The sequence below is a fragment of the Azospirillum sp. OGB3 genome, assembly GCF_014192915.1.
Taxonomy (GTDB): Bacteria; Pseudomonadota; Alphaproteobacteria; order Azospirillales; family Azospirillaceae; genus Azospirillum.
The window spans coordinates 155,364-180,453 of the sequence record NZ_JACHYN010000014.1 but is presented as its reverse complement, the minus strand read 5'-3'; the positions used below and the strand labels follow the sequence as shown (position 1 = coordinate 180,453).

Sequence of the window (25,090 nt, the reverse complement as noted above, 5' to 3'; positions counted from 1 at the left end):
AAGCCTTCGAAACTGTTCGTCTCTTACTGCTTGACCGAGATGCTCAAGCGACCCGCGATGCCAGTCCCACTCCGGAACCGGTCCGCGGCCAACGGCCAAAACCGCCGCCTGCGCATCCCTTCTCACAACACGGTATCAACGATATCCAAGATCCCGCGGCTCCCGGAGAGCCGCAACACCCCGCGCCCATTCCCCTAGAGGAGTGAGCCGCCAGAGCATGAACCGAAGAACCAGAAATCCGGAGACGAAGCAAACAGCGCCGAGTGCTTGGCGCCGTTCTTTGGATCGTCACCCGCTTTTTGATCCGTCGCTGCCGCGTTTGTCAGCGGCGCTGCGTCGGTGGAGCGGTTTATAAGCGCACCCCATCGAACGACGCAAGCCCTTTTTGCATTTCCATGAAAAATTCTTCACGGAGCGACTTATCACCGTAGTCCAAGCTGGATTCGGTGTATGTCCGTCCCTCCCCGGATCGAGCGTCCCGCCATGGCGGTGCGCAGAGCCGGGGGAGAAGACAGCCCTGGTGCGCCCAACCAATTGACGCAGATACCCCTATCGGGTTGACAGTGACAAAAAGGGTGCTCATGGTCGCCTATAGAAAGTGGCAGCTCCTTGGGCGGCCGAACAGCCCGCCGCCACAACGGTCCGAAACGTGTGAGGAAGCAATAGGAGGATGACGGTGCGTTCGAGGCTCGGTGGCCTTCCCACGCTCGCCCTGGTTGCCGCTGGTCTGGCGGGGCTCCTCACCCACACGGTCGCCGCGCCCGCGCATGCGGCGGGCGGGCGCGCGGCCCCGCCGGAGCGGGCCGCCAAAGAGAGTGGCGCCAAAGACATTGCCGAGGACGATGACGAGCGGTCCCCGAGCGAGCATCGCCAGATCCTGTCCGTCGGGCGCGGCGACACCCTGATGGACATGCTGACCGGCGCCGACGTCCCGGCCGACGAAGCGACCAACGCCATCGCGGCCCTGCGCAAGGTTTATGATCCGCGCAAGCTGCAGGTCGGCCAGCAGGTCACCGTCCTGTTCGAACCGCGCCGCGGCGGGACCAAGCGATTCGTCGGGCTGGAGTTCCTTCCCGATGTGCTGCGCTCCGTCTCCGTCTCCCGCAAGGGCGACACCGCCTTCACGTCCAGCGAATCGGAGAAAGCGGTCATCCGCCAGCCGGTCGCCGCGCAGACTGTGATCCGGTCGAGTCTGTTCGAAGCGGGCAACGCCGCCGGTGTGCCGGTGTCGGTGATGATGGCGTTGATCCGCGACTATTCCTACGATGTGGACTTCCAGCGCGACCTCCAGCCGGGCGACCAGTTCGAGGTCCTGTATGAGCGGCTGGTCACCGCCGACGGCAAGAACGCCGGCGAGGGCGACGTGCTCTACGCCGCGCTGGTGCTGAGCGGCAAGGAGTACCCGATCTACCGGCACAAGAGCCGCGACGGCCGTATCGACTATTACAACCGCGACGGCGAGAGCATCCGCCGTGCCCTGCTGCGCACGCCGATCGACGGCGCGCGGATCACGTCGGGCTTCGGCATGCGCCATCACCCGATCTTGGGCTTCAGCAAGATGCACAAGGGCATGGACTTCGGCGCTCCCACCGGCACGCCGATCTATGCCGCGGGCGGTGGTGTGGTCGAAGAGGTCGGGCCGAAGGGCGCTTACGGCAACTACATCCGCATCCGCCACAACACCCAGATCGCCACGGCCTACGCCCATCTGAGCCGGATCGCCAAAAGCACGCGCCGCGGTGCCCGCGTCGACCAGGGCGACGTCATCGGCTATGTCGGCACCACCGGACGGTCCACCGGGCCGCACCTGCATTACGAGGTGCTGAAGGCCGGCCAGCAGATCAACCCGAAGAGCATCGATCTGCCGACCGGCGACAAGCTGGAAGGCCGTGAGTTGCAAGCCTTCGAGCAGACGGTGCGGTCTCTGGAGAAAACCTTCGAACAGGCGCGCAGTGGCCTCCAGCTCGCCCGCACCCCGGGTCCGCACGAGGACAAGGGCTGCACCAAAGCGACCACCTGCTGAGGCGTCGCCCCGCTTACTCCTGGTGAAGAAAGCGGCGGATGGCGCTGGCGAGGATCTGGACGCCCTTCTCGTCGTCATCCGCCATCTTGCGGAGGCGGTCGCGCATGGCCTGGACCTGAGGCTTCATCTGGGACGCCTTGGCGATGGCCAGTTGCGCCTCTTCCGGTTTCATGTCGTCGTCGGCCATGGCGTTCTCCTTCCACTCGCAACCAGGATGAGACAGTCGGCGCCCGGATTCAACGGCGCCTGTTTCCGCGGCGTTCTTTTCCGCAAGCCCGTCCTCAGCGGAACAGGCCGGCGCTCTCCACCGGTTGGCCGCCGGTTCCCAGCTTGAACTCCGTGACGCCCGGCGCGCTGTCCGGGTTGATGCCGCCGAGGTCGAGCCAGCCCACGCCCCGCGCCTTGAGCGCCAGCGCCGCCCGCCACAGCACCAGCCGCATCGCGCCGCTCTTGCGCCCCGACTCGCTGGACCAGCCGATCTGGTAGGTGGCCGAACCGCCATGGACGTAGAACAGCGCGCTCGCCGCGGGGCCGGCCTTGTTGGACCGGTCCTCCAGCGCGGCGGCCATCAGCACCCCGTCGCCCTTCCCGCCGCCCTTCCCGCCGCCTTTGAGCAACCCGTTGCGGATGCGCACGGCCAGCGCGCCGGTCATCGGGCGGAACTGCTTCGTCAGGGCCTGCTCATGCTCCTGCTTCATCAGCCAGGGCAGGTTCTTGGCCTCCCAGTCGAGGTCGATGACCAGACCGGCCTTCTCCGCCCCCTTCAACCGCTGGCGCCAGTCGCGGGCCATCGCCGCCCGCAACTCTTCCTCGCTGTGGGACAGGTCGAGCCAGACCGTGCGGTAGCCGGGGCCGAAGCGACGGAAGCCGCAGCGTTGCAGCATCGCCTCGGCCTCCGGCCCGGCGGCCAGTTCGGGAAGCAGGCTCGCCCGGTTCAGCGGGTTGTCGGGGCAGGCCCGGCGCAGCAGGCGGAAGACCGCCTCCTGGGTCTCCAGATCCGGCTCCGCCCCATCGAGCCAGAGCGGGCCGCGGTGAATCTGGCGCTGGTGGAACAGGCGGAGCGTGCGCCGCTCCAGAAGCTGCACCATCCCGATGGGCGCGCCGTCCCTTTGGATCAGGCCGAGCCGCGGCACGAAGCCGTGGGTGCGCCCCATGGCGCCGGCGTAGGCGAAGCACTGCGGCAGGGTGGAGCGGGGAACGCGGGCGAAGAGCGCGGCCCACTCCCCCACCGTCCCCTCGTTCCACAGGATGGTGACGGCGCCATCGGACGAAGTCGGCATGGAGAACGATCCGGCGTCAGGCGGGCGGCAGGGCCGAGGTGGCCTCTTCCAACTGGGCAAAGCTCGGCCGGTATTCGGGCTCCAGCACGTTTCGCGAGTATTCCACCGAAATGGCTGGCGCGTAGCCGGACAGATGCGCGATCAGGCCGATCTTCATCGCCTGATAGTATTTCCCTTCGGCGTGGTAGATGTTCTTCAGGCCGCTGGCGATCGGCGCCAGGAAGCCGTAGGCGACGAGAATGCCGGTGAAGGTGCCGACGAGCGCGCCGCCGATCAGCTTGCCCAAAACCTCCGGCGGTTCGGTGATCGACCCCATGGTGTGAATCACGCCCAGCACCGCCGCCACGATGCCCAGCGCCGGCACGGCGTCGGCAACCGCCTGGATGGCGTCGGCGATCCGCTGGTGCTCGTGGTGCATGGTCTCGATGTCCTCGTCCATCAGGTCGACCAGTTCGTGCGGGTTGTCGGCCCCCAACGACATCAGACGCAGATAGGTGCAGAGGAAGGATATGGCGTGGTGATCGCCGTAGAATTTTGGGAATTGCTGGAAGAGTGGTGAATCCTCTGGTTTCTCGATGTGCTGTTCGAGGGCGAGCAACCCCTTGGTCTTCGCGATTTTGAAGACCTGATACATCATTGTGAGAAGTTCGAGGAAATCATCCTTTTTGTATTTTGGCCCTTTGAAAAGGTGCCCGAGTTCCTTGCCGGTGTGAGTGACCACCGATTTTGGATTGCCGATCAGGAACGCGCCGGCGGCGGAGCCCAGGATGATCATGAACTCGAAGGGCATCCACAGCACGCCCAGGTGACCGCCACCCAGGACGTAGCCCCCGAAGACGCTGAACACCACGACGCCGAAGCCGATCATCACGAACATGTCTTCCGTCCTCCAGCGTCATTTTTCCGTGCCTCGGCCGGTCCGCTCCGCGGAAAGCCGGTCAGGCGAGCGTGCTTGCGTTCTGCCGGCCCAGTGACGCAGCAATCCCTTGAGTTTTTGTAAATCACCCGGCGTCGGACGCGATCCTAGCCGTGACAAAGGATCGTGTCACGAAAGGAGTACCCAAAAAGCAGCCCGCCGCGGCGGCATGGACAAAAAGAAAAGGGACCGCCCACGGGCGGCCCCTCTTCACGCGCTCAGACGTTTGGGCGAAGGCCCGCTCAGCCGATCCGCCAGGTGTCCGGAGCCTCCTCCAGACGCTTGAGGAGCGCCACGCGCTGCTGTTCGATCTCGTCGGGCAGGTGGCTGCCGAAGCGGTTGAACAGCTCCTCCTGGTCCTTGGCCTCGGCCTCGGCTTCCTTCCGGTCGATGTCCATGATCTTGCGGAACTTGTCCTCGGCGAAGTCCAGACCGGCCCAGTTCAGGTCCTGGTAGCGCGGCATGTAGCCGAACGGGCTCTCCGCCGCATCGACCGCGCGGCCGCGGACGCGGTCGACGATCCAGCGCAGGACGCGCATGTTGTCGCCGAAGCCCGGCCAGACGAACTTGCCGTTCTCGTCCTTGCGGAACCAGTTGACGCGGTAGATGCGCGGCAGGTTCTCCACCTTGCCTTCCATCGCCAGCCAATGGTTCCAGTAGTCGGCCATGTTGTAGCCGCAGAAGGGCAGCATGGCGAAGGGGTCGCGGCGGATGGCCGCCTGGCCCACGGCGGCGGCGGTCGCCTCCGAGCCCATGGTCGCCGCCCAGTAGACGCCCTCGCGCCAGTTGTAGGCCTCGAACACCAGCGGGAAGGTCTTGGACAGGCGGCCGCCGAAGATGAAGGCGGAGATCGGAACGCCCGCCGGGTCCTCCCAGGCCGGGTCGATCGACGGGCACTGCGCCGCCGGGGCGGTGAAGCGCGAGTTCGGGTGCGCGGCGGGACGGCCCGAAGCCGGGGTCCAGTCGTTGCCTTGCCAGTCGATCAGGTGGGCCGGCGCCTCGTCGGTCAGGCCCTCCCACCACACGTCGCCGTCATCGGTCAGCGCGACGTTGGTGAAGATGACGTTGGCGTTCAGCGTCTTCAGCGCGTTCGGGTTCGACTTGATGCTGGTGCCCGGCGCCACGCCGAAGAAACCGGCCTCCGGGTTGATGGCGCGCAGCGTGCCGTCCGGCTGCGGCTTCACCCAGGCGATGTCGTCACCGATGGTGCGGACCTTCCAGCCTTCGAACTCGGCCGGCGGGACCAGCATGGCGAAGTTGGTCTTGCCGCAGGCCGACGGGAAGGCGGCGGCGACGTAGGTCTTCTCGCCCTCCGGGCTCTCCACGCCGAGGATCAGCATGTGCTCGGCCAGCCAGCCCTGCTCGCGGCCCATCGAGGAGGCGATGCGCAGAGCGAAGCACTTCTTGCCGAGCAGGGCGTTGCCGCCGTAGCCCGAGCCGAAGGAGACGATCGAGTGGTCGGCCGGGAAATGCACGATGTACTTGTGATCGGCGTTGCACGGCCACGCCACGTCCGGCTGGCCGGGCTCCAGCGGCGCGCCGATGGAGTGCAGGCAGGGCACGAAGTCGCCGTCGCCCAGGATGTCCAGCACCTTCTGGCCCATGCGGGTCATCATGCGCATGTTGACCGCGACGTACGGGCTGTCGGAGATCTGCACGCCGATGTGCGCGATGTCCGAGCCCAGCGGCCCCATGCTGAAGGGCACCACATACATGGTGCGTCCCCGCATGCAGCCCTCGAACAGGCCGTCCAGCTTCGCCTTCATCTCCGCCGGGGCGACCCAGTTGTTGGTCGGGCCGGCATCCTCCTTGCGCTCGGAGCAGATGAAGGTCCGGTCCTCGACGCGGGCGACGTCGCCCGGATCGGAACGGCAGAGGTAGGAGTTCGGGCGCTTGGCCTCGTTCAGCTTGATGAAGGTGCCCGATTCCACCATCTCGGCGCACAGGCGGTCGTATTCCTCCTGCGATCCGTCACACCAGTGCACCCGCTCGGGCTTGCACTTGTTCGCGATCTCCTCGACCCAGGCCAGGAGCTTCTTGTTCCGCGTGCGCGTTGTTCCGGTCATCCTTTGCCTCTCAACTCGTCTCCGGGTTCGCCGCCCCTGGAAATCGGGGGCCGGCGCCCGGAGGTCTGGACGGCTGGCCTTTTCGGCCCTTATCGAAGCCGTCCTTGTTCGGTGGCGGTGTCGTTCCGCCGGCTCAAACCACCGCAGCCCGGCCCGCAGGCCGGACGGCGGTCATCCAGACGCGCCCCCCGGGCGCGCCCGATGTCCTGATTGGCAAGAGAGGGGTGGCCCGAGGGCCACAAACCCAAAACGGCAACGGGTTGGTCCGTTATGGTCCACTGACGTTTTCTCCTGGTTGCTCTTTTTCGCGCGCCGCTTGCCGCGGCGTCGTGGTCAGCCGTCACGATCATTTGAATCCACCGGGTCGCCGGCCGCGCCGGGTGCGCTGCCGCGCACACTCAGGCGGGCCTGCCGGGCGAGCCCGGCGAGAGTGACCCTAGCGTCTTCGGGGTTTCCCACGCTGTGATCGAAATCAACCCGCGCCATTTCGCCGCTGCGGCGCAGGTCGCAGCCGTCAGGGTCGATGCCGGTCATCGCCCAGGGCTCGGCGCCGTCGGCGGACCGTCCGGCCAGAACCGTGGCGTAGAGCCGCAAGGCGTCGGCGTGGTCGGCGTTCATGTGGCTCAGGATCCCGCCCTCGGCCTCGGCCAGCGCCGCGGGAACGCCGGGCAGCAGCAGGTCGTCGCGGTCGAGCCACCGCACCCGGCCGAAGCCGGCCACCAGATGGGCGCGCTCCACCGCCACGGCGTAGACGCTGAAATCGGCAAAACCGGCGTAAAGCGCGGCACCGGGGTGGCGCGCCAGGAAACGGGCGCGGTGGCGCGGCTCATCCGAGCGCTCGGCCCGTCCGAGAACCGAAAGCCTCGGCCCCGACAGCGGCTCCGCCAAGCCCGCGGTTCCGTCGAACAGCAGGCCGACGCGCGGCTCCCGCGCGATGTTCTTCGTGTGGTCGGCAAGGGTGGAGAGAAGAAGAAGAGGCGTGCCGTCCAGGTCGAAGGCCACCTGGACCAGCGAGGGATAGGGCCAGCCGGCCCGATCATCCTGCTGGCCGTCGTGCTGGGCGCCACCCCCGCGCAGGGCGGTGGAGAGCGCCGCCAGACCGGCACCACGCATCAGACGCCTTGCGGCGCCTCCCGTATGGCCGCCGACGCCCGATGACGCCGCGGCGCCCGGCCCCGCTGGGGTCGGACGGATGGGGGACTCGTCGGAACTCATGCCCTGAAACGAATGCGTTCTCCCGCGCAGCGCCGTTTCCCCGGCGCCGCATTGGTGCCATATTGGCCCAGACAAATAGGTCGGGAAAAGCGAAAAGTTGGCTTTTCATGCCTTTGCGCCGCCTCCCGGGCATCGTGGAGCATAAGGAAAGCCCGCATTTCGAAATAAGACGAAACCATTCTTCCGTGGTAAGCGACGAAGACCGGCCGGCCATCCGCCGGAATCGGCCGCGGATGCCGGTCACCGGTACCGGCGGTTGCCGAAAACGGAGCGTGTGATTGGGAACGCGAACGACATGTCTCACACCGTAGCGTTGGTGGACGACGACCGGAACATCCTGACCTCCGTTGCCATGGCGCTGGAAGCGGAGGGGTTCGAGGTGCGCACCTACACCGACGGCGCCGAAGCGCTGCGCGGCCTGACCCAGCGCCCGCCGGACCTCGCCGTGCTGGACATCAAGATGCCGCGCATGGACGGGATGGAGTTGCTGCAGCGCCTGCGCCAGACCAGCCATCTGCCGGTCATCTTCCTGACCAGCAAGGACGACGAGGTCGACGAGCTGATGGGTCTGCGCATGGGCGCGGACGACTACATCAAGAAGCCCTTCTCGCAGCGCCTGCTGGTGGAGCGCATCCGCACCCTGCTGCGGCGCGAGGCGGCGACCCGCGACAAGACCGCGCCGGAGCCGGGCGCGCTGCTGACCCGCGGCCCGCTGGTCATGGACGGCGCCCGCCATTCCTGCACCTGGAAGAGCCAACCCATCGACCTGACGGTGACCGAGTTCCTCCTGGTCAAGGCGCTGGCCCAGCGCCCCGGCCATGTGAAGAGCCGCGACCAGCTCATGGACGCCGCCTATGGCGAGAACGTCTATGTCGACGACCGCACCATCGACAGCCACATCAAGCGGCTCCGCAAGAAGTTCAAGGCCATTGATTCCGACTTTGCGCAGATCGAAACGCTCTATGGCGTCGGTTACCGATACAGGGAGTGAGGTCCGCGCGCCGGACCACGCCCCCTCCCCGCCCATCAAGCCAGGCGCCGCGCCGCGCGCCGCGTCCCGGCGCCGGGTGCGCGGCGTGCCGTCGCCGCTGACCCTGCGCATTCTGGCGGTCAACGTGCTGGCCCTGCTGCTTCTGGTCGGCGCCCTGCTCTATCTCGGCCGCTACCAGGACCGGCTGGTCCAGGCGGAGCTGGACGCGCTGGAGACGGAGGCCCGCATCTTCGCCTCCGCGCTCGGCGAGGGCGCCGTGCAGCGGGCCGCCGACGAGCCGGAGCTGGGCCAGGAAAGCTACGAACTGTCGCCGGAGCTGGGGCGCCAGATGATCCGGCGGCTGGCGTTGGCGACGGAGACGCACACCCGGCTCTACGGCCCGGACGGGCGGCTGCTCTCGGACAGCCGTGTGCTGACCGGCTCGCCCGGCAAGATCGAGATCCAGGAGCTGCCGCTGCCGCCCTCCGGCGACCCGGCGTCGCGCGCGGTCAACGAATTCTACGCCCGCTTCATCGACGTGGTGCCGAGCCGGGAGAACCTGCCGCTCTACCGCGAGCCGCCGGGCCACGCCGCCGAATCGGCCGCTCCGCCGCCCAACGTGGAGCGGGCGCTGGCCGGCGAGAACAGCGCGACGGTGTGGCGGCTGGCCTCGCCGGTCGCCCGCTCCAACCTGCTGCTGACGGTCGCTGTTCCGGTCCAGCGCTACAGGGAGGTGCTGGGGGCGGTGCTGCTGTCGCGCAGCGGCACGGTGATCGACGAGGCCATCCGGTCGGTGCGCACCGACATCCTGCGCGTCTTCGCGGTGGCGCTTCTCGTCACGGTCCTGATGTCGCTCTATCTGGCCGGCACCATCGCCCGGCCCATCCGCAAGCTGGCCCAGGCGGCCGACCGGCTGCGCACCGGCCACGGGCGCCACACGGAGATTCCCGACTTCACCCGCCGCGGCGATGAGATCGGGGAGCTGTCCGGCGTGCTGCGCGACATGACGGCTGCGCTGTGGACGCGCATGGACGCCATCGAGCGCTTCGCCGCCGATGTCGCCCACGAGATCAAGAACCCGCTGACCTCGCTGCGCAGCGCGGTCGAGACGGTCAGCCGCATCCAGGACCCGGCCCGCCGCGACAAGCTGATGGCGATCATCGCCGACGACGTGCAGCGGCTGGACCGGCTGATCAGCGACATCTCCAACGCCTCGCGCCTGGACGCCGAGCTGTCGCGCGCCACGCTGGAGTCGGTGGACATCGGCGCCATGCTGCGCACGCTCGCCGACATCCACCGCACCACCGCGGAGGACGACGACGAGAACGAGGACGGCGCCGAAACGGAGGCCCCGCCGCAGGTCGTCATCGAACCGCCGCGGGGCGGGGCGCTGACCGTGAGGGGGTTGGAGGGGCGGCTGACCCAGGTCTTCCAGAACCTGATCGCCAACGCCCTGTCCTTCTCGCCGCCCGGCGGACAGGTCCGGCTGGCCGCCCGGCGCACCCCGGACGGTGCGGTGGAGGTGACGGTCAGCGACGACGGACCCGGCATTCCGGAGGGCAAGGAGGAGGCGATCTTCGAGCGCTTCTACACCGAACGGCCGGCCGGCGAGAAGTTCGGCACCCATTCGGGGCTCGGCCTGTCGATCTCGAAACAGATTGTCGAGGCCCATGGCGGCGCCATCCGGGCCAACAACCGCCTGGGCCCCGGCGGGGAGACGATCGGCGCCATCTTCACCGTGCGCCTGCCCCGCCCCTGACGGATGCTCAACGCGTATTTCCACATGGTGGATGCGGCATAGTTGCAATTTGAGAAAAGATGTATGGACAAAGTCGTGGGTGCGGCGGATGCTCAACTCCGGTCACTCCCGCGCCCGCGACGGCTGGCCTTTCGACAACCGGACGTCACCAACCGGAAGAGGGGCCATGTCAGACGTCAAGTCCGACCTCATGCCGACCGCACCGCGCCAGAGCAACGGAGCCGCGGCATCGGGCGCCCCGGTTTCGGGCGCCCCGGCTTCGGTCGCCCCGGCTTCGGTCAAAGTCATCGACTTCCGCCGCTACCGGCTGGCCCGCCTCATCAACGACGCCAGCGTCCAGCAGGGCGAGCTGGCCCGGATGATGCGGGCGTCGGCCGACGAGCGGGCTCAGCTGGCCCAGGCGCTCCAGGGCGCCCAGCGGCATCTGGCGACCATCGCCGACAGCTATGGCCATCTTCTCACCCGGCTGGCCCGCGAGAAGGATTTCCGCACCGCCTGCCAGGAGGCGGCGGAGTTGGATGATCTGGAGGAGATGATCCGGCGACGCGACGCGCTGGCCAGTGAATTGATGGACATCCGCCGCGCGGCGCGGCGCGGCTGCCTGGACCTGACCACCGCCTGCGACCGGCAGGGCTGAAAGGTTGGCCGCTGGCCGGGCTGAGGCCGGGATACGGGCCATGGCGGGCGCGCCGGCGCATTCGAGGCGGAGCGGGCGGGAAAAGGATGCATTTTTGGCATCCCATTGACAGAACCAGCGGCACGCCTCACCTTCGCGGGATCATGGCAACGATTCACGGCACCTGCGTCCTGGTCGGCCCATGGAATGGCGGCCATGGAAACGGCGGCAACCGGGGCGAAACGCCCGTCGGCGTGCTGCTGCGGGGACCGTCGGGCAGCGGCAAGTCCGATCTCGCCCTACGGATGATCGACGCGGGGGCGCTGTTGGTGGCCGACGACCGGGTGGAGCTGCGCGTGGATGATGGCAGGGTGATGGCGACGGCGCCGTCGGCGCTGGCCGGACTGCTGGAGGTGCGGGGCGTCGGCATCATGCCCATGCCCACCGCCACGGAGGCAGAGATCGGTCTGGTCGTCGATCTCGTGCCGCGCGACGCCGTGGAGCGCCTGCCCGAGGAGGAGACCGCCGAGCTTCTCGACCGGGCCGTGCCGCGCCTCGCCCTCTGCCCCTTCGACGCCTCGGCACCGGCCAAGCTGAAACTGGCCGCCGCCGCGGCGCGGGCGGGCTCGCTGGGAAAGGTTCCGAACCTGCCATGACCCACCGCCTCACCGTGCAGGACCAGCCGACGGAACAGCCCGCGGGCCAGGGCGGGCAGCTCGTGCTCGTCACCGGCATGTCCGGGGCCGGCATGTCCGTCGCCCTGAAGGCGCTGGAGGATCTGGGCTACGAGGCGGTGGACAACCTACGCCTGTCGCTGGTCCCGGCGCTCCTGGAGCAGGCCGACCCGCGCCGGCGCCCGCTGGCCCTGGTCATCGACAGCCGCACCCGCGACTTCTCCGCCCATGCCATGCTGGAGGAGGTGGAGGCGTTGAAGGCCCACGCGGAGCTGGAGGTGCGGCTGGTCTTCCTCGACTGCGGGGACGAGACGCTGCAGCGCCGCTTCACCGAGACGCGCCGCCGCCACCCGCTGGCCATCGACCGCCCGGTGCCCGACGGCATCCAGCTGGAGCGCGCCATGCTGCTGCCGCTGAAGCAGCAGGCCGACGTGACCATCGACACCACGCAATTGTCGATCCACGACCTGCGCCGCATCCTGTCCGGCAACTTCCAGATCGGCGCCCAGGCGGCGCTTCAGGTCTTCGTCACCTCCTTCTCGTTCCGGATGGGGTTGCCTCGCGAGGCGGACCTCGTGTTCGACGTACGCTTCCTGACGAATCCCCATTATGATCCGGATTTGCGACCGCTGACCGGCCTGGACCCCCGCGTGGCGGCGCGGGTGGAGGGCGATCCGGATTTCGCCGCGTTCTTCCGTCATCTGACGGACCTGTTGCAGCCGCTTCTGCCGCGCTACAACCAGGAGGGAAAGAGCTACCTGACCATCGCGGTCGGCTGTACGGGCGGCAAGCACCGCTCCGTGTTCGTTGCCGAACGCTTGGCCGCGTGGCTGGGGGGGCTGGGCCTGAAGGTCGGGATCAGCCACCGGGAGCTGGAACGGCAAACCCCGCGGGCCGGCTGACAGGAAAGGTTGGCCGGGGGTTGGCCGAGGGGACGGTTCGGATCGATCCGGATAAGGGATCGTTCATAAGTGCCGCAATATGAATGTGGCTTCGGGGGAGGCTCCAGAATTGAAGGATGTCCCATGATCGGTATGGTTCTGGTAACCCACGGGCGCCTCGCGGAAGAGTTCATCGCCGCGCTGGAGCATGTGGTGGGTGAGCAGCAGCAGGTGCGGGCCGTGTGCATCGGCCCAGACGACGACATGGAGCAGCGCCGCCAGGACATTCTGAACTCCGTGGCCGACGTGGACGACGGGTCCGGCGTCGTCGTGCTGACCGACATGTTCGGCGGAACCCCGTCCAACCTCGCCATCTCCATCATGGACAAGGCGAAGGTCGAGGTGATCGCCGGCGTGAACCTGCCGATGCTGATCAAGCTGGCCAGCGTGCGCCGCCAGGAAACGCTGACCCACGCCGTGACCGCCGCGCGCGAGGCCGGTCAGAAATACATCAACGTCGCTTCCTCGCTGCTGTCGGACGGGTGACCCGATGAGTTCTCCAGACGAGAAGGCGCCCGCACAAGGCGCCCCTGGCATCGACGGACAGAATCCGGAGAGGAATCCCGAAATCTGCCAGACCGTCACGATCAGCAACCAGCGCGGCCTGCACGCCCGCGCGGCGGCGAAGTTCGTGAAGCTGGTCGCCACCTTCGATTGCGAAATCGAGGTGCGGCGCGGCGAGACGCAGGTGTCGGGCGAATCCATCATGGGCCTGATGATGCTGGCCGCCGGCCCCGGCACCTCGGTGGAGCTGTACGCCTATGGCCGCGAGGCCGAGGAGGCCATGGCGGCTCTCGTGGATCTGATCACCCGCAAGTTCGATGAAGACTGACGTTCCGGCCGCCGGCCAGGGACGGTCGTTGCGCGGGCTGGGCGTTTCGCCCGGCATTGCCATCGGCCCGGCCCATGTGGTGGAGAGCGGCGCCGTCCGCGTTCCCGAATACACGCTCGCCGCCGACCAGGCGGAGGCCGAGACCGCGCGTTTCGCCGACGCCTGCGGCAAGGCGCGCCGCCAGATCCGCAAGCTCAAGGCCAAGGCGCTGGTGCTGCCCGGCTCGGCGTCGGAGGAGATCGGCTTCCTTCTCGACGCCCATCTGGCGATGGTCACCAACTCCCGCCTGACCCGCGGCGTCGAGCGCCGCATCCAGCAGGAGCTGGTCAACGCCGAGGCCGCGGTCCAGGCGGAGATCGCCACCATCGCCCAGACCTTCGCGAGCATGGAGGACAGCTACCTCGCCGGGCGGATCGCCGACGTGCGCGAGGTCGGGCGACGGCTGATCCGCAACCTGATGCGGCACGAGTATCAGGCCTTCTCCATGCTGAATCCCGGCGCGGTGATCCTGGCCGAGGAGCTGACCCCGGCGGACACCGCCCTGCTCGACCCGCGCCGCGTCGCCGGCTTCGCCACCGTGCTCGGCGGCGCCGAGGGGCACACGGCGATCATGGCGCGCTCGCTGGGCATTCCGGCGGTGCTGGGCGTCGGCGGGCTGCTGGCCGGGCTGAAGAACGGGATCACGGTCATCGTCGACGGTGTCCAGGGGCGCGTCATCATCGACCCCACGTCAGAGGTGCTGGAGGATTACCGGCAGCGCCGCGCCGAGCGCGAGCGCGAGCGCGAGCAACTGAAAGGCCTGCGCAAGCTGCCGGCGGTCACCCGCGACAACACCGCGGTGACGCTCCAGGCCAACCTGGAATTGCCGCGCGACCTCGACCACGCGCTGGAGAACGGGGCGCAGGGCATCGGGCTGCTGCGCACCGAGTTCCTGTTCATGAACCGCGACCAGCTGCCGGACGAGGACGAGCAATACACCGTCCTGCGCTCCATCGTGGAGGGCATGGGCGGGCGCACCGTCACCGCCCGCACCATGGACGTCGGCGGCGAGAAGCTGGCCGGCTGGATGGCCGGGCGCTACGGCGAGCCGGCAAACCCGGCGCTCGGCCTGCGCGCCGTCCGGCTGGGCCTGCGCGAACCGAAGCTGCTGGAAACGCAGCTCGCCGCCATGCTGCGGGCCGGCGTCCACGGGCCGCTGCGCATCCTGCTGCCGATGATCTGCTCGGTCGCCGAGGTGCAGCGCGTGCGCGAGATGATGGGCCAGGTGGCCCGCCGCCTGCGCCGCCGCGGCGTGCCCATCGCCGACCCGCTGCCGCCGGTGGGCGTGATGGTGGAGGTGCCGGGCGCGGCGCTGTCCGCCGACGCGCTGGCCTACGCCGCCGACTTCTTCTCCATCGGCACCAACGACCTGACGCAGTACACGCTGGCCATCGACCGCGGCGACGAGCAGGTCGCCTCGCTCTACGACCCGCTGCACCCGGCGGTGCTGCGCCTGATCCAGTTCACCATCGAGGCGGCGTTGCGCGCCCGCATCCCCGTGTCGGTCTGCGGCGAGATCGCCGGCGATTCGCGCTACACCGCGCTGCTGCTGGGTCTGGGCGTGCGCGACCTGTCGATGGTGCCGCCGGCCATTCCCCTGGTGAAGCGGCGCATCCGCAAGCTCGACCTCCAGGAGGCGACCCGCCGCGCCCGCGTCATCATGGACCAGAGCGACAGCGGGCGGATTGCCGCCCTGCTGGACGACTTCAACGCCGTGGGCTGAGGCGACCGGCCGCCTCAGCCCGCATCAAACGGCCCCACCCCCATTTCATCTCGCCCTTGGCGGCGTTGGCCCCAATGTCGAGCGCCATGTTGGCCCAGGCGTAGGCGGCGAAACCGGGGTTCCCGGGCCGCACGCCGTCGCCCGCGACCAGCCCGGCGGCGGCTTCGCCGTCCCTCCCGAACCCCTGGGGGCGGACGGAGGTCGCGGCGGGCCGGCTGGTTCCGCTTCTGCCGGATTGGAGCCCGCCGTCCGGCGGCATCCACACCGTTCGTCCAGCCACCCGTTTCCGCCTGCTGAAGGCCAAGGCCTTCGTTGACACGCGCAGCGCCCTGCGGAACCGGCCGCAGCCCTGATGCGCATTTCGACCGCAGATCCGCCCCAATCAAACAATCGCACCCGTTGTTGACAACCATCCATTGTGAAATACTGACACGCCCATCCGCTGAGGCGTAGCGTCCGGCGGGCAGACCAGAATTGGCGGGCCCCCGTCTTCAGAAACATGGGTCTTCGGGAACACGGAAAGGCAAGCAGGATGCGCTCTGGACGACGGAACGGCGGCCGTGTGCCGGAAGCCGCCTTCGATCTGAACACGGCCTTCGATCGGCGCGACACGCTGTTCACCAGGGCCGCCGAACACATGTCCGACATCGTCGCCAACCCGCCAAGCGGCCCCCACGCCTTCGACCTGCTGAACGGCGGCCTCCGCGAGTTGTCGAGCCTGATGATCCGGCAACTGCCCTTGACGACGGCGCGCGAGGCCCGCCTCGCCCACGCCCTCTGCCAGGAGGGGATCGTCGAAGACACGAAGGCCTTGGCCCTCGGCGAGGGCGTGGCCCTGTTCCTCGACCGGCTTCAGGCGGCCGCCGATCACGCGGGGATCGGTCCGGCCGTGGACCGGCGTCCGGTGCTGGACGTCATGGTGGCACAGCCCGCTCAAGCCTTGGATGAGGTTCTCGCCTCGCTGCGGGCGTGCCGCAGCGCGATGGAGGACCAAGGGAACGGCGCCGAGCGGCTGCTCCCCCTTCTGGACGACGCCATAACGACCCTGCAGGGCTTGGCGCTCTCCGAAGCCGTCGCCCGCTTCGATCGCACGGCGGACGCCATCGAGGCCGCGATGCCGAAGGCCCTGCCGACCAAGCCGACCGAGCGGATGCTTGCCGCCGGGGCCAGGGCAGGGAGCGTGGCCCTGGACGCGGCGCGGCGGATCTATCAGGCTATGGCGTCGGAGTTTCTGTCGCCAAGGAAAGGGGTCGGGGAGTGACGGTCGCCTTGCCCATCACGCCGCCGTCACCCGCATTTCTCAAGGACCGCATCGCACGGCCGCTTGCCCGCGGTCTCGTCACGATCCTACGCGGTCGCCGCGGCGATCCGTCCCCCGCCGGGCCCGCGGAAACCCGCGTCGACATTCATCGGCAGCCCTTGCGCACGGCGCTGGACTGGCACCAGGACATGATCGCCGTGTGGAAGCGGAATCCCAGCTTCGGTCCGGGCCTGCACGACGACCTGAAAAGCATGGGGCTGCTGCCGCGCTGCGTCATCCTGACGTCGCGGGACGGCGGGCCGCTGTGCTTCCGCTACATCGGGGAGCCGACCCGACGGGTCTTCGGTGACCGTTGGGCCGATCAGAACATCGGCAAGCCCCATCTGGACGACGTGCACAGCGCCTACGCCCTGGCCATCGACGCGCAGTACCGGGAGGCGGTGGAGGGCGGGGAGCCGGTGTACAACCATCTGGTGATCACCGGGCTTCCCCGCCCGCCCGTCAATTACCGGCACCTCCTGTTCGGCTGGTCATTGGGCCATCGCCGCCAGGCTCTGCTGGCGCTGATCGATTCCTGACGCGGGTCGGCCCGGGCGTCAGGCCGCCTGGGCAAGGTCCGCGGCGAGTTGCGCGAGATCGCCCAGGAACTGCGCCCGGCTGAAACGCACGAGGTGCATCGGCAGGGTCTTCAGGCCGATCTGGTTGTAGGTGATGGCCGGCACCTCGTCGATGTGGCGCGGCCCCATCTTGCGCTCCGCCCAGACCGGGACGATGTCGGGATCGACGACCGAGATGAACCAGGTCGGCGACCACAGCAGCCACGCCGCCAGCTTGTTCACCCGCTGGCAAATCGGGAACAGGCCGCGGCCCTGGAAGTCGGGCCGCGTCCATCCCGCGTTCGTCCACACCACCCGACCGCGCGTGCTGTTGGCGGTGTCGGACGTGCAGGTGCACCATTCGCCCTCCGGAGCCTGCACGACGGGCTCGTCGTAGAACACCGTCATGGCGTTGAAGCGGTCGCCGATGGACTGCGCGGTGCAATCGTAGAGCAGCCCGGCCTGGGCGGTGACCACATCGCCGGAGGAGGCTGTCCCGCAGATCCAGAAGGCGTTCTCCGGCGTCAGGGAGCGGCAGGCCGGATGGGCCGCCGGAAGCATCGGCTCCCAGGAGCCCGCGGCCACCGCCGCTTCGTTGACACGCACCAGCGCCGGCATGTCGAACACGACGGAGAGCGCGACACCGCGGGCAGCGGCCAGGCCGACGAGTTCGTCGCGGGCGGCCTGGAGCAGGCCGGACAGAGGTCCCGACGGGACGGGGAGAGCGGACAGGGCGATGGAGGTCCGTTGCGTACCGGTGAGCATGGATGTCGCTTCCTTGGGTTGGAAAGGGCCGGCGTCAGCCGCCAAGCGGGGCGCGATCCGCCCCGCACATCCACATCATCGTCTCCACGAAACCAGTATTACTACTTTTGCGGACACCACCACCCGGAAACGCACGGGGCGCCCGATCCACCGGACCGGACGCCCCGCCGTTTCCCTTCCGACCTTCGAAGCGGGCGCCTTACTGGCCCTTGCCGTCCGAGGACACCGCGGCCGCCTCGCTGGAGGAGGACGGCGTCGAACCGCCGGCCCCCTTCGCCGGGCTGCCGGGCACCCACCAGCGGCGGGCTTCGCCGTCCGCGGCCTCCGGGGTCGCCTCGCCACGGGTCTTCAGCATCGAGAAGACGATGGAACCGCCGACCAGGAAGGCCGTGATGCCCAGCGCCAGCGCCGTCGGCATCTTGTAGATGTCGACCATCATCATCTTGGCACCGACCACCACCAGAACCAGCGACAGGCCGTACTTCAGGTAATGGAAGCGGTGGATGATCGAGGCCAGCGCGAAGTAGAGGGCGCGCAGGCCGAGGATCGCGAAGACGTTGGAGGTCCAGACGATGAACGGGTCGGTGGTCACCGAGAAGACCGCCGGGATGGAGTCCACGGCGAAGACCAGGTCGGTGAACTCGATCAGGATCAGCACGAGGAACAGCGGCGTCATCATCCGCACGCCGTCGCGCATCACGAAGAAGTTCTGCCCTTCGTAGCCGTCGGTCATGCGGAAGCGGGAGCGGACGAACTTGACGATCCGGTTGTTCTCCATGTCCGGCTCGTCGTCCACCGACATCAGCATCTTGATGCCGCTGAAGATCAGGAAGGCGCCGAAGATGTAGATGATCCAGTGGAATTCCTGGATCAGCGCCGTGCCCGCCACGATCAGCACGCCGCGCATCACCAGCGCGCCCAGGATGCCCCAGAACAGCACCCGGTGCTGGTACTGCGGCGGCACCGCGAAATGCGTGAAGATCAGCGCGATGACGAAGATGTTGTCGACGCTCAGGCTGTATTCGATCAGGTAGCCGGTCAGGAACTCCAGCCCCTTCTCGGAGCCCTGGAAATGAAAGACGCCGGCCGCGAAGATCATTGCCAGCGTGGAATAGGCCGCGCAGCGCATCAGCGCCTCACGGCCGGAGATCACATGGGATTTCTTGGAAAATACACCAAGATCAAAGGCCAAAAGCACGCCAACGAAGACGGCGAAGCCGGCCCACATTAAAACGATCTGATCCATGGAACTGTCCCTTGCTTCATGCACTCCGCTCCCGCAAGCGGAGACTTCGATCGTCACATGAGCAGTCCGACATCACCGGTGCGCCACGGCGGGGCGCATCGGCCAGAGGGGCCCGGACTGGAAACGCGGCCGCGGGTTTGCGGCCAACGCAAAGACGCGCGCAGCGGTTCGGCCGCGGCGCGTCGGAACACCCGCCCCCATCGTTCGCCGTGGAGGCGTGGCGGTCGGTCAGGATGTTGGTTCGGTGCGGTCCATGTCGATGTCTCCCAAAGGCCCGTCGGGTGCCGTCGTCCGGCGATGGACCTTGTGGGGGAGCGGGACCCAGGGGGAAGAACAGGGCCAGCTTCCGCAAGGCCGCGCCAAGGCGACGGCTCAATGGGAAGTCCGACATCACAGCGCCGGGCGACGCTGCCAGAGGGGCCCGGACCTCAACCGTCATGTAGTCAGACCCCGACCCGGCGACAAGAGGGGGGACCGCCGTGATCGGCACAATGGCCGAATGCGGCTTGACCGGAGCCGTTCCGCCCGCGTAGCTTCGCCCCCGACGGTTGCCCGAAAGGGCTGAAAATGGGAACACGGTGCGGGCCCCGCGGCAATTTGCCGTGCGAGGGTCCAACGCCGGGGCTGCCCCCGCAACTGTAAGCGGCGAGTCGTCCATCGGAATGCCACTGGGATCGCGATCCTGGGAAGGCGATGGGCCGACGATAACCCGCGAGCCAGGAGACCTGCCGTCAGTCGTGGTCACACGCGAACACGTTCGGGCGGGGTGCACCGAAGGTCGTCGAGCCGGAAGTCCGTTCGCGGAGCGTCCGGTGGGACTTCGTTCGCGGTGACGTGCCACCGGCGTCCCGCCCGAGGTCTCAATGCGTGTCCGCGTTCCCCGTCTTCACCGGACGGCGTCCTTCGCCGCCCTTTTGGGAGGCCTTGTCCTTCCCGCGTCGGCCTTCGCCGATTCCACCACCATCACGACGCTTCCGCCGGTCTCGGTGACCGCCAACCGCGTCCCCACCGCCGCCGAGGAAACCGGCAGCGCCCTGACCGTCATCACCCGCGAGGATTTGGAGCAGCGCCAGACCCGCGTCCTGTCCGACGCGCTGCGCGAGGTGCCCGGCGTCGCGGTCAACCGCACCGGCCCGATGGGCACCCTGACCCAGCTCCGCATCCGCGGGTCGGAGGGCAACCAGACGCTCGTCCTGATCGACGGGATCGAGGTCAACGACCCGGCGTCCGACTCCGAATATGACTTCGCCAATCTGCTGGCCGGCGATGTGGAGCGCGTCGAGGTGCTGCGCGGCCCGCAGAGCGCGCTTTACGGCTCCGACGCGGTCGGCGGCGTCGTCAACATCGTGACCCGCCGCGGCTCCGGCGCCCCGCGGTTCGGCGCCGCCGTTGAGGGCGGGTCGTTCGGCACCGCCGCCGGGCGAGCCTCCTTCGGCACCGGGACCGACCGCTACGACCTGTTCCTCAGCGGTCAGGGCGTCACCAGCGACGGCGTGTCGGTCGCCGACAAGCGGCTCGGCAACCCGGAAAAGGACGGCTACCGCAACGGAACGCTCACCGGAAACGCCGCCGTCCGCCCGACCGAGCGCAGCGAGATCGCCGTGACCGGGCGCTACACCCGCTTCCGCACCGACACCGACGGCTTCGTCGGCGGGCGCGGCGCCATCGATGACGGGACCAGCACCGCCGGGGAGCAGGTTTTCGGGCGGCTCCAGGGCAAGATCGCTTTTCTCGACGGGAAGTGGGAGCACATCGTCGGCCTGACCCATGGCCGCCAGCAGCGCGACTACCGCGACGACGCCAAGACGGTGACCAGCCGCTACGACGGGCGCAAGACCAAGGCCGACTACCAGACCAACCTGACACTGAACAGCGGCCCCGCCGACCATGTGCTGACCGCCGCCGTGGAGCATGAGGAGGACAAGGCGATCAGCCGCAGCGCCTTCTCCAGCTTCGACCGCTCCATCGGCTCCACCGGGCTGGTGGGCCAGTACAAGCTGGGCCTGTTCGACCGGCTGACCCTGACCGGCAGCGTCCGCCACGATGAGAACGACCTGTTCCGCGACGCCACCACATGGCGAACCACGGCGGCCTATCTGATCGAAGACAGCGGGACGAAGCTGCGCGCCTCCTATGGCACCGGCGTCAAGAATCCCACCCTGTTCGAGCTGTACGGCTACACCGCCACCTATGCCGGCAACCCGAACTTGAAGCCGGAGCGGGCGCACGGCTGGGACGCCGGGTTCGATCAGGCGCTGTGGGGGAGGCGGGCCACCGTGGACGGCACGTGGTTCGACCAGCGCATCCGCGACCTCATCACCGGCACCGGGCGGACTTCCGTCAACATGCCGGGCGAGTCCCACATCCGCGGCTTCGAGCTTGGCTTGTCGGTGGAGCCGCTGGACCGGCTGACCGTCCGCGGCTCCTACACCTGGACCGACGGCGAGGACTCCGCGGGGGCGGAGTTGGTGCGCCGGCCCAAGCAGCTCGCCAGCCTGACCGTCAATTACCGCTTCCTGGAAGACCGGGCGAACGCCAACCTCGGCGTGGTCTACAACGGGCGGTCCAGCGACTGGGCCTACGACCTCTTCTACAACCGGCAGGTCGTGAACCTCACGCCCTACACGCTGGTCAACATGGCCGGGTCCTACGCGCTGTCCGAGGGGGTCGAACTCTTCGGGCGCGTGGAGAACCTGTTCGACCGCCGGTATCAGGAGGTCTGGACCTACGGCGCGCCGGGACGGGCCGGCCATCTCGGGCTGCGGCTGTCGCTGTGAGGCCCATCCGTCTCGGGCTGGCCGCCGCCCTCCTGCTGATCGCGGGGGGGCCGGCGGCGGCGTGGGAGGCGCCGCCCGCCAAACCGCCCAGCAAACCACAGCGCATCGTCTCCCTGAATCTCTGCGCCGACGAGCTGCTGTTGCGGCTCGTCGGGCCGGAGCGCCTCGCCGCGGTGACATGGCTGGCACGCGATCCCCGCGCCTCCACGGTGGCGGAGCCGGCGGCGCGGGTGCCGTTCAACCACGGGACGGCGGAGGAAATCCTGCCGCTCGACCCCGACCTGATCGTCGCCGGGCGCTACACCACGCGGGTCGCGGTCGGGCTGCTGACGCGGCTGGGCGCGCCGCTGCTGGAGCTGGACGTCCCGCAGAGCGTAGCGGAGGTGGCGGACCAGATCCGCGGCCTCGCCCGCGCCGTCGGCGAGCCGGACCGGGGGGAGGCGCTGGTCGCCGACCTGCTCTCCCGCCTCGACGCCCTGCCCCCCGCGCCGCCGGGGCCGCGCCCGACCGCGGTGGTGCTGCGCCCCAACGGCTTCGTCGCCGGGTCCGGGTCGCTGGTCGACGAACTCCTGTCCCGCGCCGGTTTTGAGAACATGGCCGACCGCCTGCCGCTGGGCAGCCAGGGCGCCCTGCCGCTGGAGGCGATCGTCCTGGGCGGCGCGGACGCGCTGATCGTCGACGCCGCACCCGACGCGCCGCCGTCGCTGGCCGGCGCCCTGCTGCACCACCCGGCCCTGAAGGCGTTGGGACGCACCGTCCGCACCGTGTCGCTGCCCACCCGCCTGTGGACCTGCCCCGGCCCGCAGATCGCCGAGGCCGCGGAGCGGCTGGCCGCCGCGCGGGAGGCCGCGCCATGAGCCGGGTCTCGCGCATCCCCTACCCCGCGCTCGTCGCCGGGCTGACGCTCCTGGCGCTGGCGCTCTGCGCGGTGTCGGCGGCGGTCGGCTATGTGCCGTTCGACCTGGGCGCCGCTTTGTCCGACTGGCTCGCCGGACGCCCCACCCTCACCGCCCTGGTGCTGGCCGAGCTGCGCCTGCCGCGCGCCCTGCTCGGCCTGCTGGTCGGCTTCAGCCTGGGGCTGACCGGGGCGGCGATGCAGGGCTGGCTGCGCAACCCGCTGGCCGAGCCGGGGCTGGTCGGCGTGTCGAGCGCGGCGGCGCTGGGAGCGGTGATTGTCTTCTACAGCGGCCTGTCCGCCGCGCTGTCGCTGGCCCTGCCGCTCGGCGGCATGGCCGGGGCCGCGGCGGCGGCGGTGCTGCTGAACCTGATGGCCGCACGGGGGGCCGGAACGACGGCGCTGGTCATCGGCGGCATCGCCATCAACAGCCTCGCCGGGTCGCTGACCGCGCTGGCCCTCAACCTCGCCCCCAACCCCTACGCGGCGCTGGAGATCGTGTTCTGGCTGATGGGGTCGCTGGCCGACCGCGGCACCGACCAGCTTTGGCTCGTCCTGCCGCCGATGCTGGCGGGCTGGGCGCTCTGCCTGTCCGGCGCCCGCGCGCTCGACGCGCTGACCCTGGGGGAGGACGCGGCGCGCAGCCTGGGCTTCGACCTCACCGGGCTGCGCGTCCGGCTGATCGCCGGGGCGGCGCTGGCGGTGGGCAGCGCGGTGTCGGTCACCGGCGCCGTGGGCTTCGTCGGGCTGGTGGCGCCGCACCTGATGCGTCCGCTGGCCGGGGCGCGGCCGGGACGGCTGCTGCTGTTGGCGGGGCTGGCCGGGGCGTGCCTGACGCTCGCCGCGGACATCGCGGTCCGGCTGCTGCCGACGCGGCCCGAACTGAAGCTGGGCGTGGTCACCGCCCTGATCGGGGCGCCCTTCCTGATCGTCCTGATCGCCCGGCTGCGGCGGGAGGAGGCGTGATGCGCATCGAAACCCACGCCCTGTCCGCAAAAGCCGGCGGGCGGACCATCCTGACCGACGTCAACCTCGCCATCGAGCCCGGCGCCTTCACCGGGCTGATCGGCCCCAACGGCGCCGGCAAGACCACGCTGCTGCGCCTCCTCGCCGGTCTCGCCGAGCCGGCGGCGGGCCGCGTCACCTTCGACGGGCGGTCGGCCGCGCAGGTCGGACGCCGGGCGCTCGCCCGCGCCATCGCCTATCTGCCGCAGAGCGGCCCGGTGCATTGGCCGCTGCGCGCCGAGGCGCTGGTCCTGCTGGGCCGGCTGCCCCACCGCGGCGCGCTGGGCGGGATCACCGCGGCGGACCGTGCGGCGGTGGAGCGGGCACTGTCCACCGCCGACGCCGCGCACCTGCGCGGGCGGATCGTCGGCACCCTGTCGGGGGGCGAGCGGATGCGCGTCCTGCTCGCCCGCGCCCTGGCGACCGAGGCGCCCGTCCTGCTGGCCGACGAGCCGGTCGCCGCGCTCGACCCCGGCCACCAGCTCGCCTGCATGACGCTGCTGCGCGACACCGCCCGCCGGGGGAGCAGCGTGGTGGCGGTGCTGCACGACCTGACCCTGGCCGCCCGCTTCTGCGACCGGCTGATCCTGCTGTCGGGCGACGGCGTGCCGGCCGACGGGCCGCCCGGCCGGGTGCTGACCGACGCCCATCTGCGCGCCGCCTATGGCATCGCCGTCCACCGGGGCGCGGCCGGCGGCGAACCTTTCCTGCTTCCCTGGCACGCCCTGCCATCCCCGACTTGCCAACCGGAGACGCCTTGATGAGCGACCTGTCTTCCCTGCTGCGCGACGCGCTGAACGACCCGGCGACCGGCTGGAGCCTCGGCGCCTTCGGCGCCATCGCGGAGTTCATCCGCGACCCGGACGAACCCGTCGCCCTGCGCGACGACGGCCCGGACCTGGAGGCGCGGACCGCCCGCGGCGGGCTGCGGCTGCACCCCACGCCGGCGATCCGCCCGGTGCCCTACCGGACGCGCAGCGGCGGCCTCGCCGTGGCCCTCTGCCTGCCCCGCCACGTCGGGGCGATGAACCGGCGCGGCGTGGTGACCGAGTTGGGCCCCGACCGCGCGGCCATCGCCGGGGCGGACCGCGGCGCCCTGCTGTTCGACCTCGGGCTCGGCGTCTTCCAGACCGACGTCTGCGTGCGCAGCGCCGACCCCGCCACCATCGCCCGCCTGCGCGCGGTGGTCGGGACGGAGCTGCTGGCGCCGGGCAATCCCCTGCCGCCCGACCTGCCGGCGCTCAGCCCCGACCGCGTCTTCATCGGTCCCTTCGGCCGGATCGAGGTCAGCCAGCCGATCCCGCCGCCCGACGGCCGCAGCCCGGAGGGCCCGCACACCCACGTCCTGCCGAAGCTGCTGGCCCACGACCGGACCCACGCGGCGACCGTCCCGATCCCCGACGGCTGGGTGCCCAGCCTGTACCTGTCGCCGCCCGCGGAGTCCTTCGCCGCGTGGGAGGGGTTGGGGCGCTGAGGTCCTGCCCCACCCCG

At 69.5% G+C, this 25,090-nt stretch carries 24 protein-coding genes and 1 riboswitch; of the genes, 16 read left to right on the top strand and 8 right to left on the bottom strand.

The window, feature by feature from the left end:
• Positions 1-676: 676 nt before the first annotated feature.
• Positions 677-2,023 (top strand): peptidoglycan DD-metalloendopeptidase family protein, encoded by a 1,347-nt coding sequence (locus FHW79_RS24110; protein ID WP_183181244.1) that lies wholly within the window; start codon positions 677-679, stop codon positions 2,021-2,023.
• Between the two features lie 13 nt (positions 2,024-2,036).
• Here the strand turns inward: FHW79_RS24110 and FHW79_RS24105 are convergent, their stop codons facing one another.
• From FHW79_RS24105 to FHW79_RS24085, 5 genes are all read right to left on the bottom strand, one after another.
• Positions 2,037-2,210, bottom strand: a complete 174-nt coding sequence (locus FHW79_RS24105) for a hypothetical protein (protein WP_183181243.1) — start codon at positions 2,208-2,210, stop codon at positions 2,037-2,039.
• A 94-nt stretch (positions 2,211-2,304) separates the two neighbouring features.
• Positions 2,305-3,303, bottom strand: a complete 999-nt coding sequence (locus FHW79_RS24100; RefSeq protein ID WP_183181242.1) for a GNAT family N-acetyltransferase — start codon at positions 3,301-3,303, stop codon at positions 2,305-2,307.
• 16 nt (positions 3,304-3,319) lie between these two features.
• Positions 3,320-4,180, bottom strand: coding sequence for a flagellar motor stator protein MotA (gene motA, locus FHW79_RS24095; RefSeq protein ID WP_183181241.1), 861 nt, complete (start codon positions 4,178-4,180; stop codon positions 3,320-3,322).
• Between the two features lie 281 nt (positions 4,181-4,461).
• Positions 4,462-6,378, bottom strand: coding sequence for a phosphoenolpyruvate carboxykinase (GTP) (locus FHW79_RS24090; RefSeq protein WP_348984260.1), 1,917 nt, complete (start codon positions 6,376-6,378; stop codon positions 4,462-4,464).
• A gap of 240 nt (positions 6,379-6,618) precedes the next feature.
• Complete coding sequence (locus tag FHW79_RS24085; RefSeq protein WP_183181240.1) at positions 6,619-7,398, bottom strand: DUF2470 domain-containing protein; 780 nt, start codon at positions 7,396-7,398, stop codon at positions 6,619-6,621.
• Positions 7,399-7,795: 397 nt separating this feature from the next.
• Between FHW79_RS24085 and FHW79_RS24080 the strand changes: the two genes are divergently transcribed.
• The 8 genes from FHW79_RS24080 (at position 7,796) to ptsP (ending at position 15,054) form a co-directional block, all read left to right on the top strand.
• Positions 7,796-8,491, top strand: coding sequence for a response regulator transcription factor (locus FHW79_RS24080; RefSeq protein WP_183181239.1), 696 nt, complete (start codon positions 7,796-7,798; stop codon positions 8,489-8,491).
• The gene (locus tag FHW79_RS24075) at positions 8,463-10,229 is read left to right on the top strand and encodes a stimulus-sensing domain-containing protein (protein ID WP_183181238.1); all 1,767 of its coding nucleotides are present in this window, start codon (positions 8,463-8,465) and stop codon (positions 10,227-10,229) included. The genes FHW79_RS24080 and FHW79_RS24075 overlap by 29 nt, the downstream gene beginning before the upstream one ends.
• A 166-nt stretch (positions 10,230-10,395) precedes the next feature.
• Positions 10,396-10,866: a hypothetical protein gene (locus FHW79_RS24070; RefSeq protein WP_183181237.1), complete on the top strand. Its 471-nt coding sequence runs from the start codon at positions 10,396-10,398 to the stop codon at positions 10,864-10,866.
• A gap of 143 nt (positions 10,867-11,009) precedes the next feature.
• Positions 11,010-11,501: an HPr kinase/phosphatase C-terminal domain-containing protein gene (locus FHW79_RS24065; protein WP_183181236.1), complete on the top strand. Its 492-nt coding sequence runs from the start codon at positions 11,010-11,012 to the stop codon at positions 11,499-11,501.
• Positions 11,498-12,421 carry an RNase adapter RapZ gene (gene rapZ, locus FHW79_RS24060; RefSeq protein WP_183181235.1) on the top strand — a complete coding sequence of 308 codons (924 nt, stop codon included), beginning with the start codon at positions 11,498-11,500 and terminating at the stop codon, positions 12,419-12,421. The genes FHW79_RS24065 and rapZ overlap by 4 nt, the downstream gene beginning before the upstream one ends.
• A gap of 123 nt (positions 12,422-12,544) precedes the next feature.
• Complete coding sequence (locus tag FHW79_RS24055) at positions 12,545-12,946, top strand: PTS sugar transporter subunit IIA (RefSeq protein WP_014199776.1); 402 nt, start codon at positions 12,545-12,547, stop codon at positions 12,944-12,946.
• A gap of 4 nt (positions 12,947-12,950) precedes the next feature.
• Positions 12,951-13,292: an HPr family phosphocarrier protein gene (locus FHW79_RS24050; protein ID WP_183181234.1), complete on the top strand. Its 342-nt coding sequence runs from the start codon at positions 12,951-12,953 to the stop codon at positions 13,290-13,292.
• The gene (ptsP, locus tag FHW79_RS24045; protein ID WP_183181233.1) at positions 13,282-15,054 is read left to right on the top strand and encodes a phosphoenolpyruvate--protein phosphotransferase; all 1,773 of its coding nucleotides are present in this window, start codon (positions 13,282-13,284) and stop codon (positions 15,052-15,054) included. Before FHW79_RS24050 ends, ptsP begins: the two co-directional genes overlap by 11 nt.
• On the opposite strand, the gene FHW79_RS24040 is transcribed toward ptsP, so the two are convergent.
• A complete protein-coding gene (locus tag FHW79_RS24040) occupies positions 15,038-15,334 on the bottom strand; it encodes a hypothetical protein (protein WP_183181232.1) in 297 nt (98 codons plus the stop codon). The two genes, ptsP and FHW79_RS24040, sit on opposite strands and share 17 nt — an antisense overlap.
• Before the next feature lie 252 nt (positions 15,335-15,586).
• Here FHW79_RS24040 and FHW79_RS24035 point away from each other — a divergent pair, with 252 nt between their 5' ends.
• Positions 15,587-16,315 (top strand): hypothetical protein, encoded by a 729-nt coding sequence (locus FHW79_RS24035; RefSeq protein ID WP_183181231.1) that lies wholly within the window; start codon positions 15,587-15,589, stop codon positions 16,313-16,315.
• Positions 16,312-16,893, top strand: a complete 582-nt coding sequence (locus FHW79_RS24030; RefSeq protein ID WP_183181230.1) for a hypothetical protein — start codon at positions 16,312-16,314, stop codon at positions 16,891-16,893. Before FHW79_RS24035 ends, FHW79_RS24030 begins: the two co-directional genes overlap by 4 nt.
• An 18-nt stretch (positions 16,894-16,911) precedes the next feature.
• Here FHW79_RS24030 and FHW79_RS24025 read toward each other — a convergent pair whose 3' ends face one another.
• Both FHW79_RS24025 and FHW79_RS24020 read right to left on the bottom strand, forming a co-directional pair.
• The gene (locus FHW79_RS24025) at positions 16,912-17,676 is read right to left on the bottom strand and encodes a hypothetical protein (protein WP_183181229.1); all 765 of its coding nucleotides are present in this window, start codon (positions 17,674-17,676) and stop codon (positions 16,912-16,914) included.
• A gap of 199 nt (positions 17,677-17,875) precedes the next feature.
• Positions 17,876-18,922, bottom strand: a complete 1,047-nt coding sequence (locus tag FHW79_RS24020) for a TerC family protein (RefSeq protein ID WP_183181228.1) — start codon at positions 18,920-18,922, stop codon at positions 17,876-17,878.
• Between the two features lie 528 nt (positions 18,923-19,450).
• Positions 19,451-19,670, top strand: a riboswitch (cobalamin riboswitch).
• Positions 19,671-19,785: 115 nt separating this feature from the next.
• Between FHW79_RS24020 and FHW79_RS24015 the strand changes: the two genes are divergently transcribed.
• From FHW79_RS24015 to FHW79_RS23995, 5 genes are read left to right on the top strand one after another with little or no spacing between them, the layout of a single operon-like run.
• Complete coding sequence (locus tag FHW79_RS24015; protein ID WP_183181227.1) at positions 19,786-21,699, top strand: TonB-dependent receptor; 1,914 nt, start codon at positions 19,786-19,788, stop codon at positions 21,697-21,699.
• Complete coding sequence (locus tag FHW79_RS24010) at positions 21,696-22,556, top strand: ABC transporter substrate-binding protein (protein ID WP_183181226.1); 861 nt, start codon at positions 21,696-21,698, stop codon at positions 22,554-22,556. The genes FHW79_RS24015 and FHW79_RS24010 overlap by 4 nt, the downstream gene beginning before the upstream one ends.
• The gene (locus tag FHW79_RS24005) at positions 22,553-23,560 is read left to right on the top strand and encodes an iron ABC transporter permease (RefSeq protein WP_183181225.1); all 1,008 of its coding nucleotides are present in this window, start codon (positions 22,553-22,555) and stop codon (positions 23,558-23,560) included. Before FHW79_RS24010 ends, FHW79_RS24005 begins: the two co-directional genes overlap by 4 nt.
• Positions 23,560-24,360: an ABC transporter ATP-binding protein gene (locus tag FHW79_RS24000; protein ID WP_183181224.1), complete on the top strand. Its 801-nt coding sequence runs from the start codon at positions 23,560-23,562 to the stop codon at positions 24,358-24,360. Before FHW79_RS24005 ends, FHW79_RS24000 begins: the two co-directional genes overlap by 1 nt.
• On the top strand, positions 24,360-25,073 hold the full coding sequence (locus FHW79_RS23995; protein ID WP_183181223.1) for a hypothetical protein: 714 nt from the start codon (positions 24,360-24,362) through the stop codon (positions 25,071-25,073). The genes FHW79_RS24000 and FHW79_RS23995 overlap by 1 nt, the downstream gene beginning before the upstream one ends.
• Positions 25,074-25,090 lie beyond the last annotated feature (17 nt).

Excerpts from the sequence above, each read along its gene's own strand:
- FHW79_RS24105 (WP_183181243.1), bottom strand. The coding sequence starts at position 2,210 with ATGGCCGACGACGACATGAAACCGGAAGAGGCGCAACTGGCCATCGCC.
- FHW79_RS24100 (WP_183181242.1), bottom strand. The coding sequence starts at position 3,303 with ATGCCGACTTCGTCCGATGGCGCCGTCACCATCCTGTGGAACGAGGGG.
- motA (WP_183181241.1), bottom strand. The coding sequence starts at position 4,180 with ATGTTCGTGATGATCGGCTTCGGCGTCGTGGTGTTCAGCGTCTTCGGG.
- FHW79_RS24085 (WP_183181240.1), bottom strand. The coding sequence starts at position 7,398 with ATGCGTGGTGCCGGTCTGGCGGCGCTCTCCACCGCCCTGCGCGGGGGT.
- FHW79_RS24080 (WP_183181239.1), top strand. The coding sequence starts at position 7,796 with ATGTCTCACACCGTAGCGTTGGTGGACGACGACCGGAACATCCTGACC.
- FHW79_RS24075 (WP_183181238.1), top strand. The coding sequence starts at position 8,463 with ATGGCGTCGGTTACCGATACAGGGAGTGAGGTCCGCGCGCCGGACCAC.
- FHW79_RS24070 (WP_183181237.1), top strand. The coding sequence starts at position 10,396 with ATGTCAGACGTCAAGTCCGACCTCATGCCGACCGCACCGCGCCAGAGC.
- FHW79_RS24065 (WP_183181236.1), top strand. The coding sequence starts at position 11,010 with ATGGCAACGATTCACGGCACCTGCGTCCTGGTCGGCCCATGGAATGGC.
- rapZ (WP_183181235.1), top strand. The coding sequence starts at position 11,498 with ATGACCCACCGCCTCACCGTGCAGGACCAGCCGACGGAACAGCCCGCG.
- FHW79_RS24055 (WP_014199776.1), top strand. The coding sequence starts at position 12,545 with ATGATCGGTATGGTTCTGGTAACCCACGGGCGCCTCGCGGAAGAGTTC.
- FHW79_RS24050 (WP_183181234.1), top strand. The coding sequence starts at position 12,951 with ATGAGTTCTCCAGACGAGAAGGCGCCCGCACAAGGCGCCCCTGGCATC.
- ptsP (WP_183181233.1), top strand. The coding sequence starts at position 13,282 with ATGAAGACTGACGTTCCGGCCGCCGGCCAGGGACGGTCGTTGCGCGGG.
- FHW79_RS24035 (WP_183181231.1), top strand. The coding sequence starts at position 15,587 with ATGCGCTCTGGACGACGGAACGGCGGCCGTGTGCCGGAAGCCGCCTTC.
- FHW79_RS24025 (WP_183181229.1), bottom strand. The coding sequence starts at position 17,676 with ATGCTCACCGGTACGCAACGGACCTCCATCGCCCTGTCCGCTCTCCCC.
- FHW79_RS24020 (WP_183181228.1), bottom strand. The coding sequence starts at position 18,922 with ATGGATCAGATCGTTTTAATGTGGGCCGGCTTCGCCGTCTTCGTTGGC.
- FHW79_RS24015 (WP_183181227.1), top strand. The coding sequence starts at position 19,786 with ATGCGTGTCCGCGTTCCCCGTCTTCACCGGACGGCGTCCTTCGCCGCC.
- FHW79_RS24005 (WP_183181225.1), top strand. The coding sequence starts at position 22,553 with ATGAGCCGGGTCTCGCGCATCCCCTACCCCGCGCTCGTCGCCGGGCTG.
- FHW79_RS24000 (WP_183181224.1), top strand. The coding sequence starts at position 23,560 with ATGCGCATCGAAACCCACGCCCTGTCCGCAAAAGCCGGCGGGCGGACC.
- FHW79_RS23995 (WP_183181223.1), top strand. The coding sequence starts at position 24,360 with ATGAGCGACCTGTCTTCCCTGCTGCGCGACGCGCTGAACGACCCGGCG.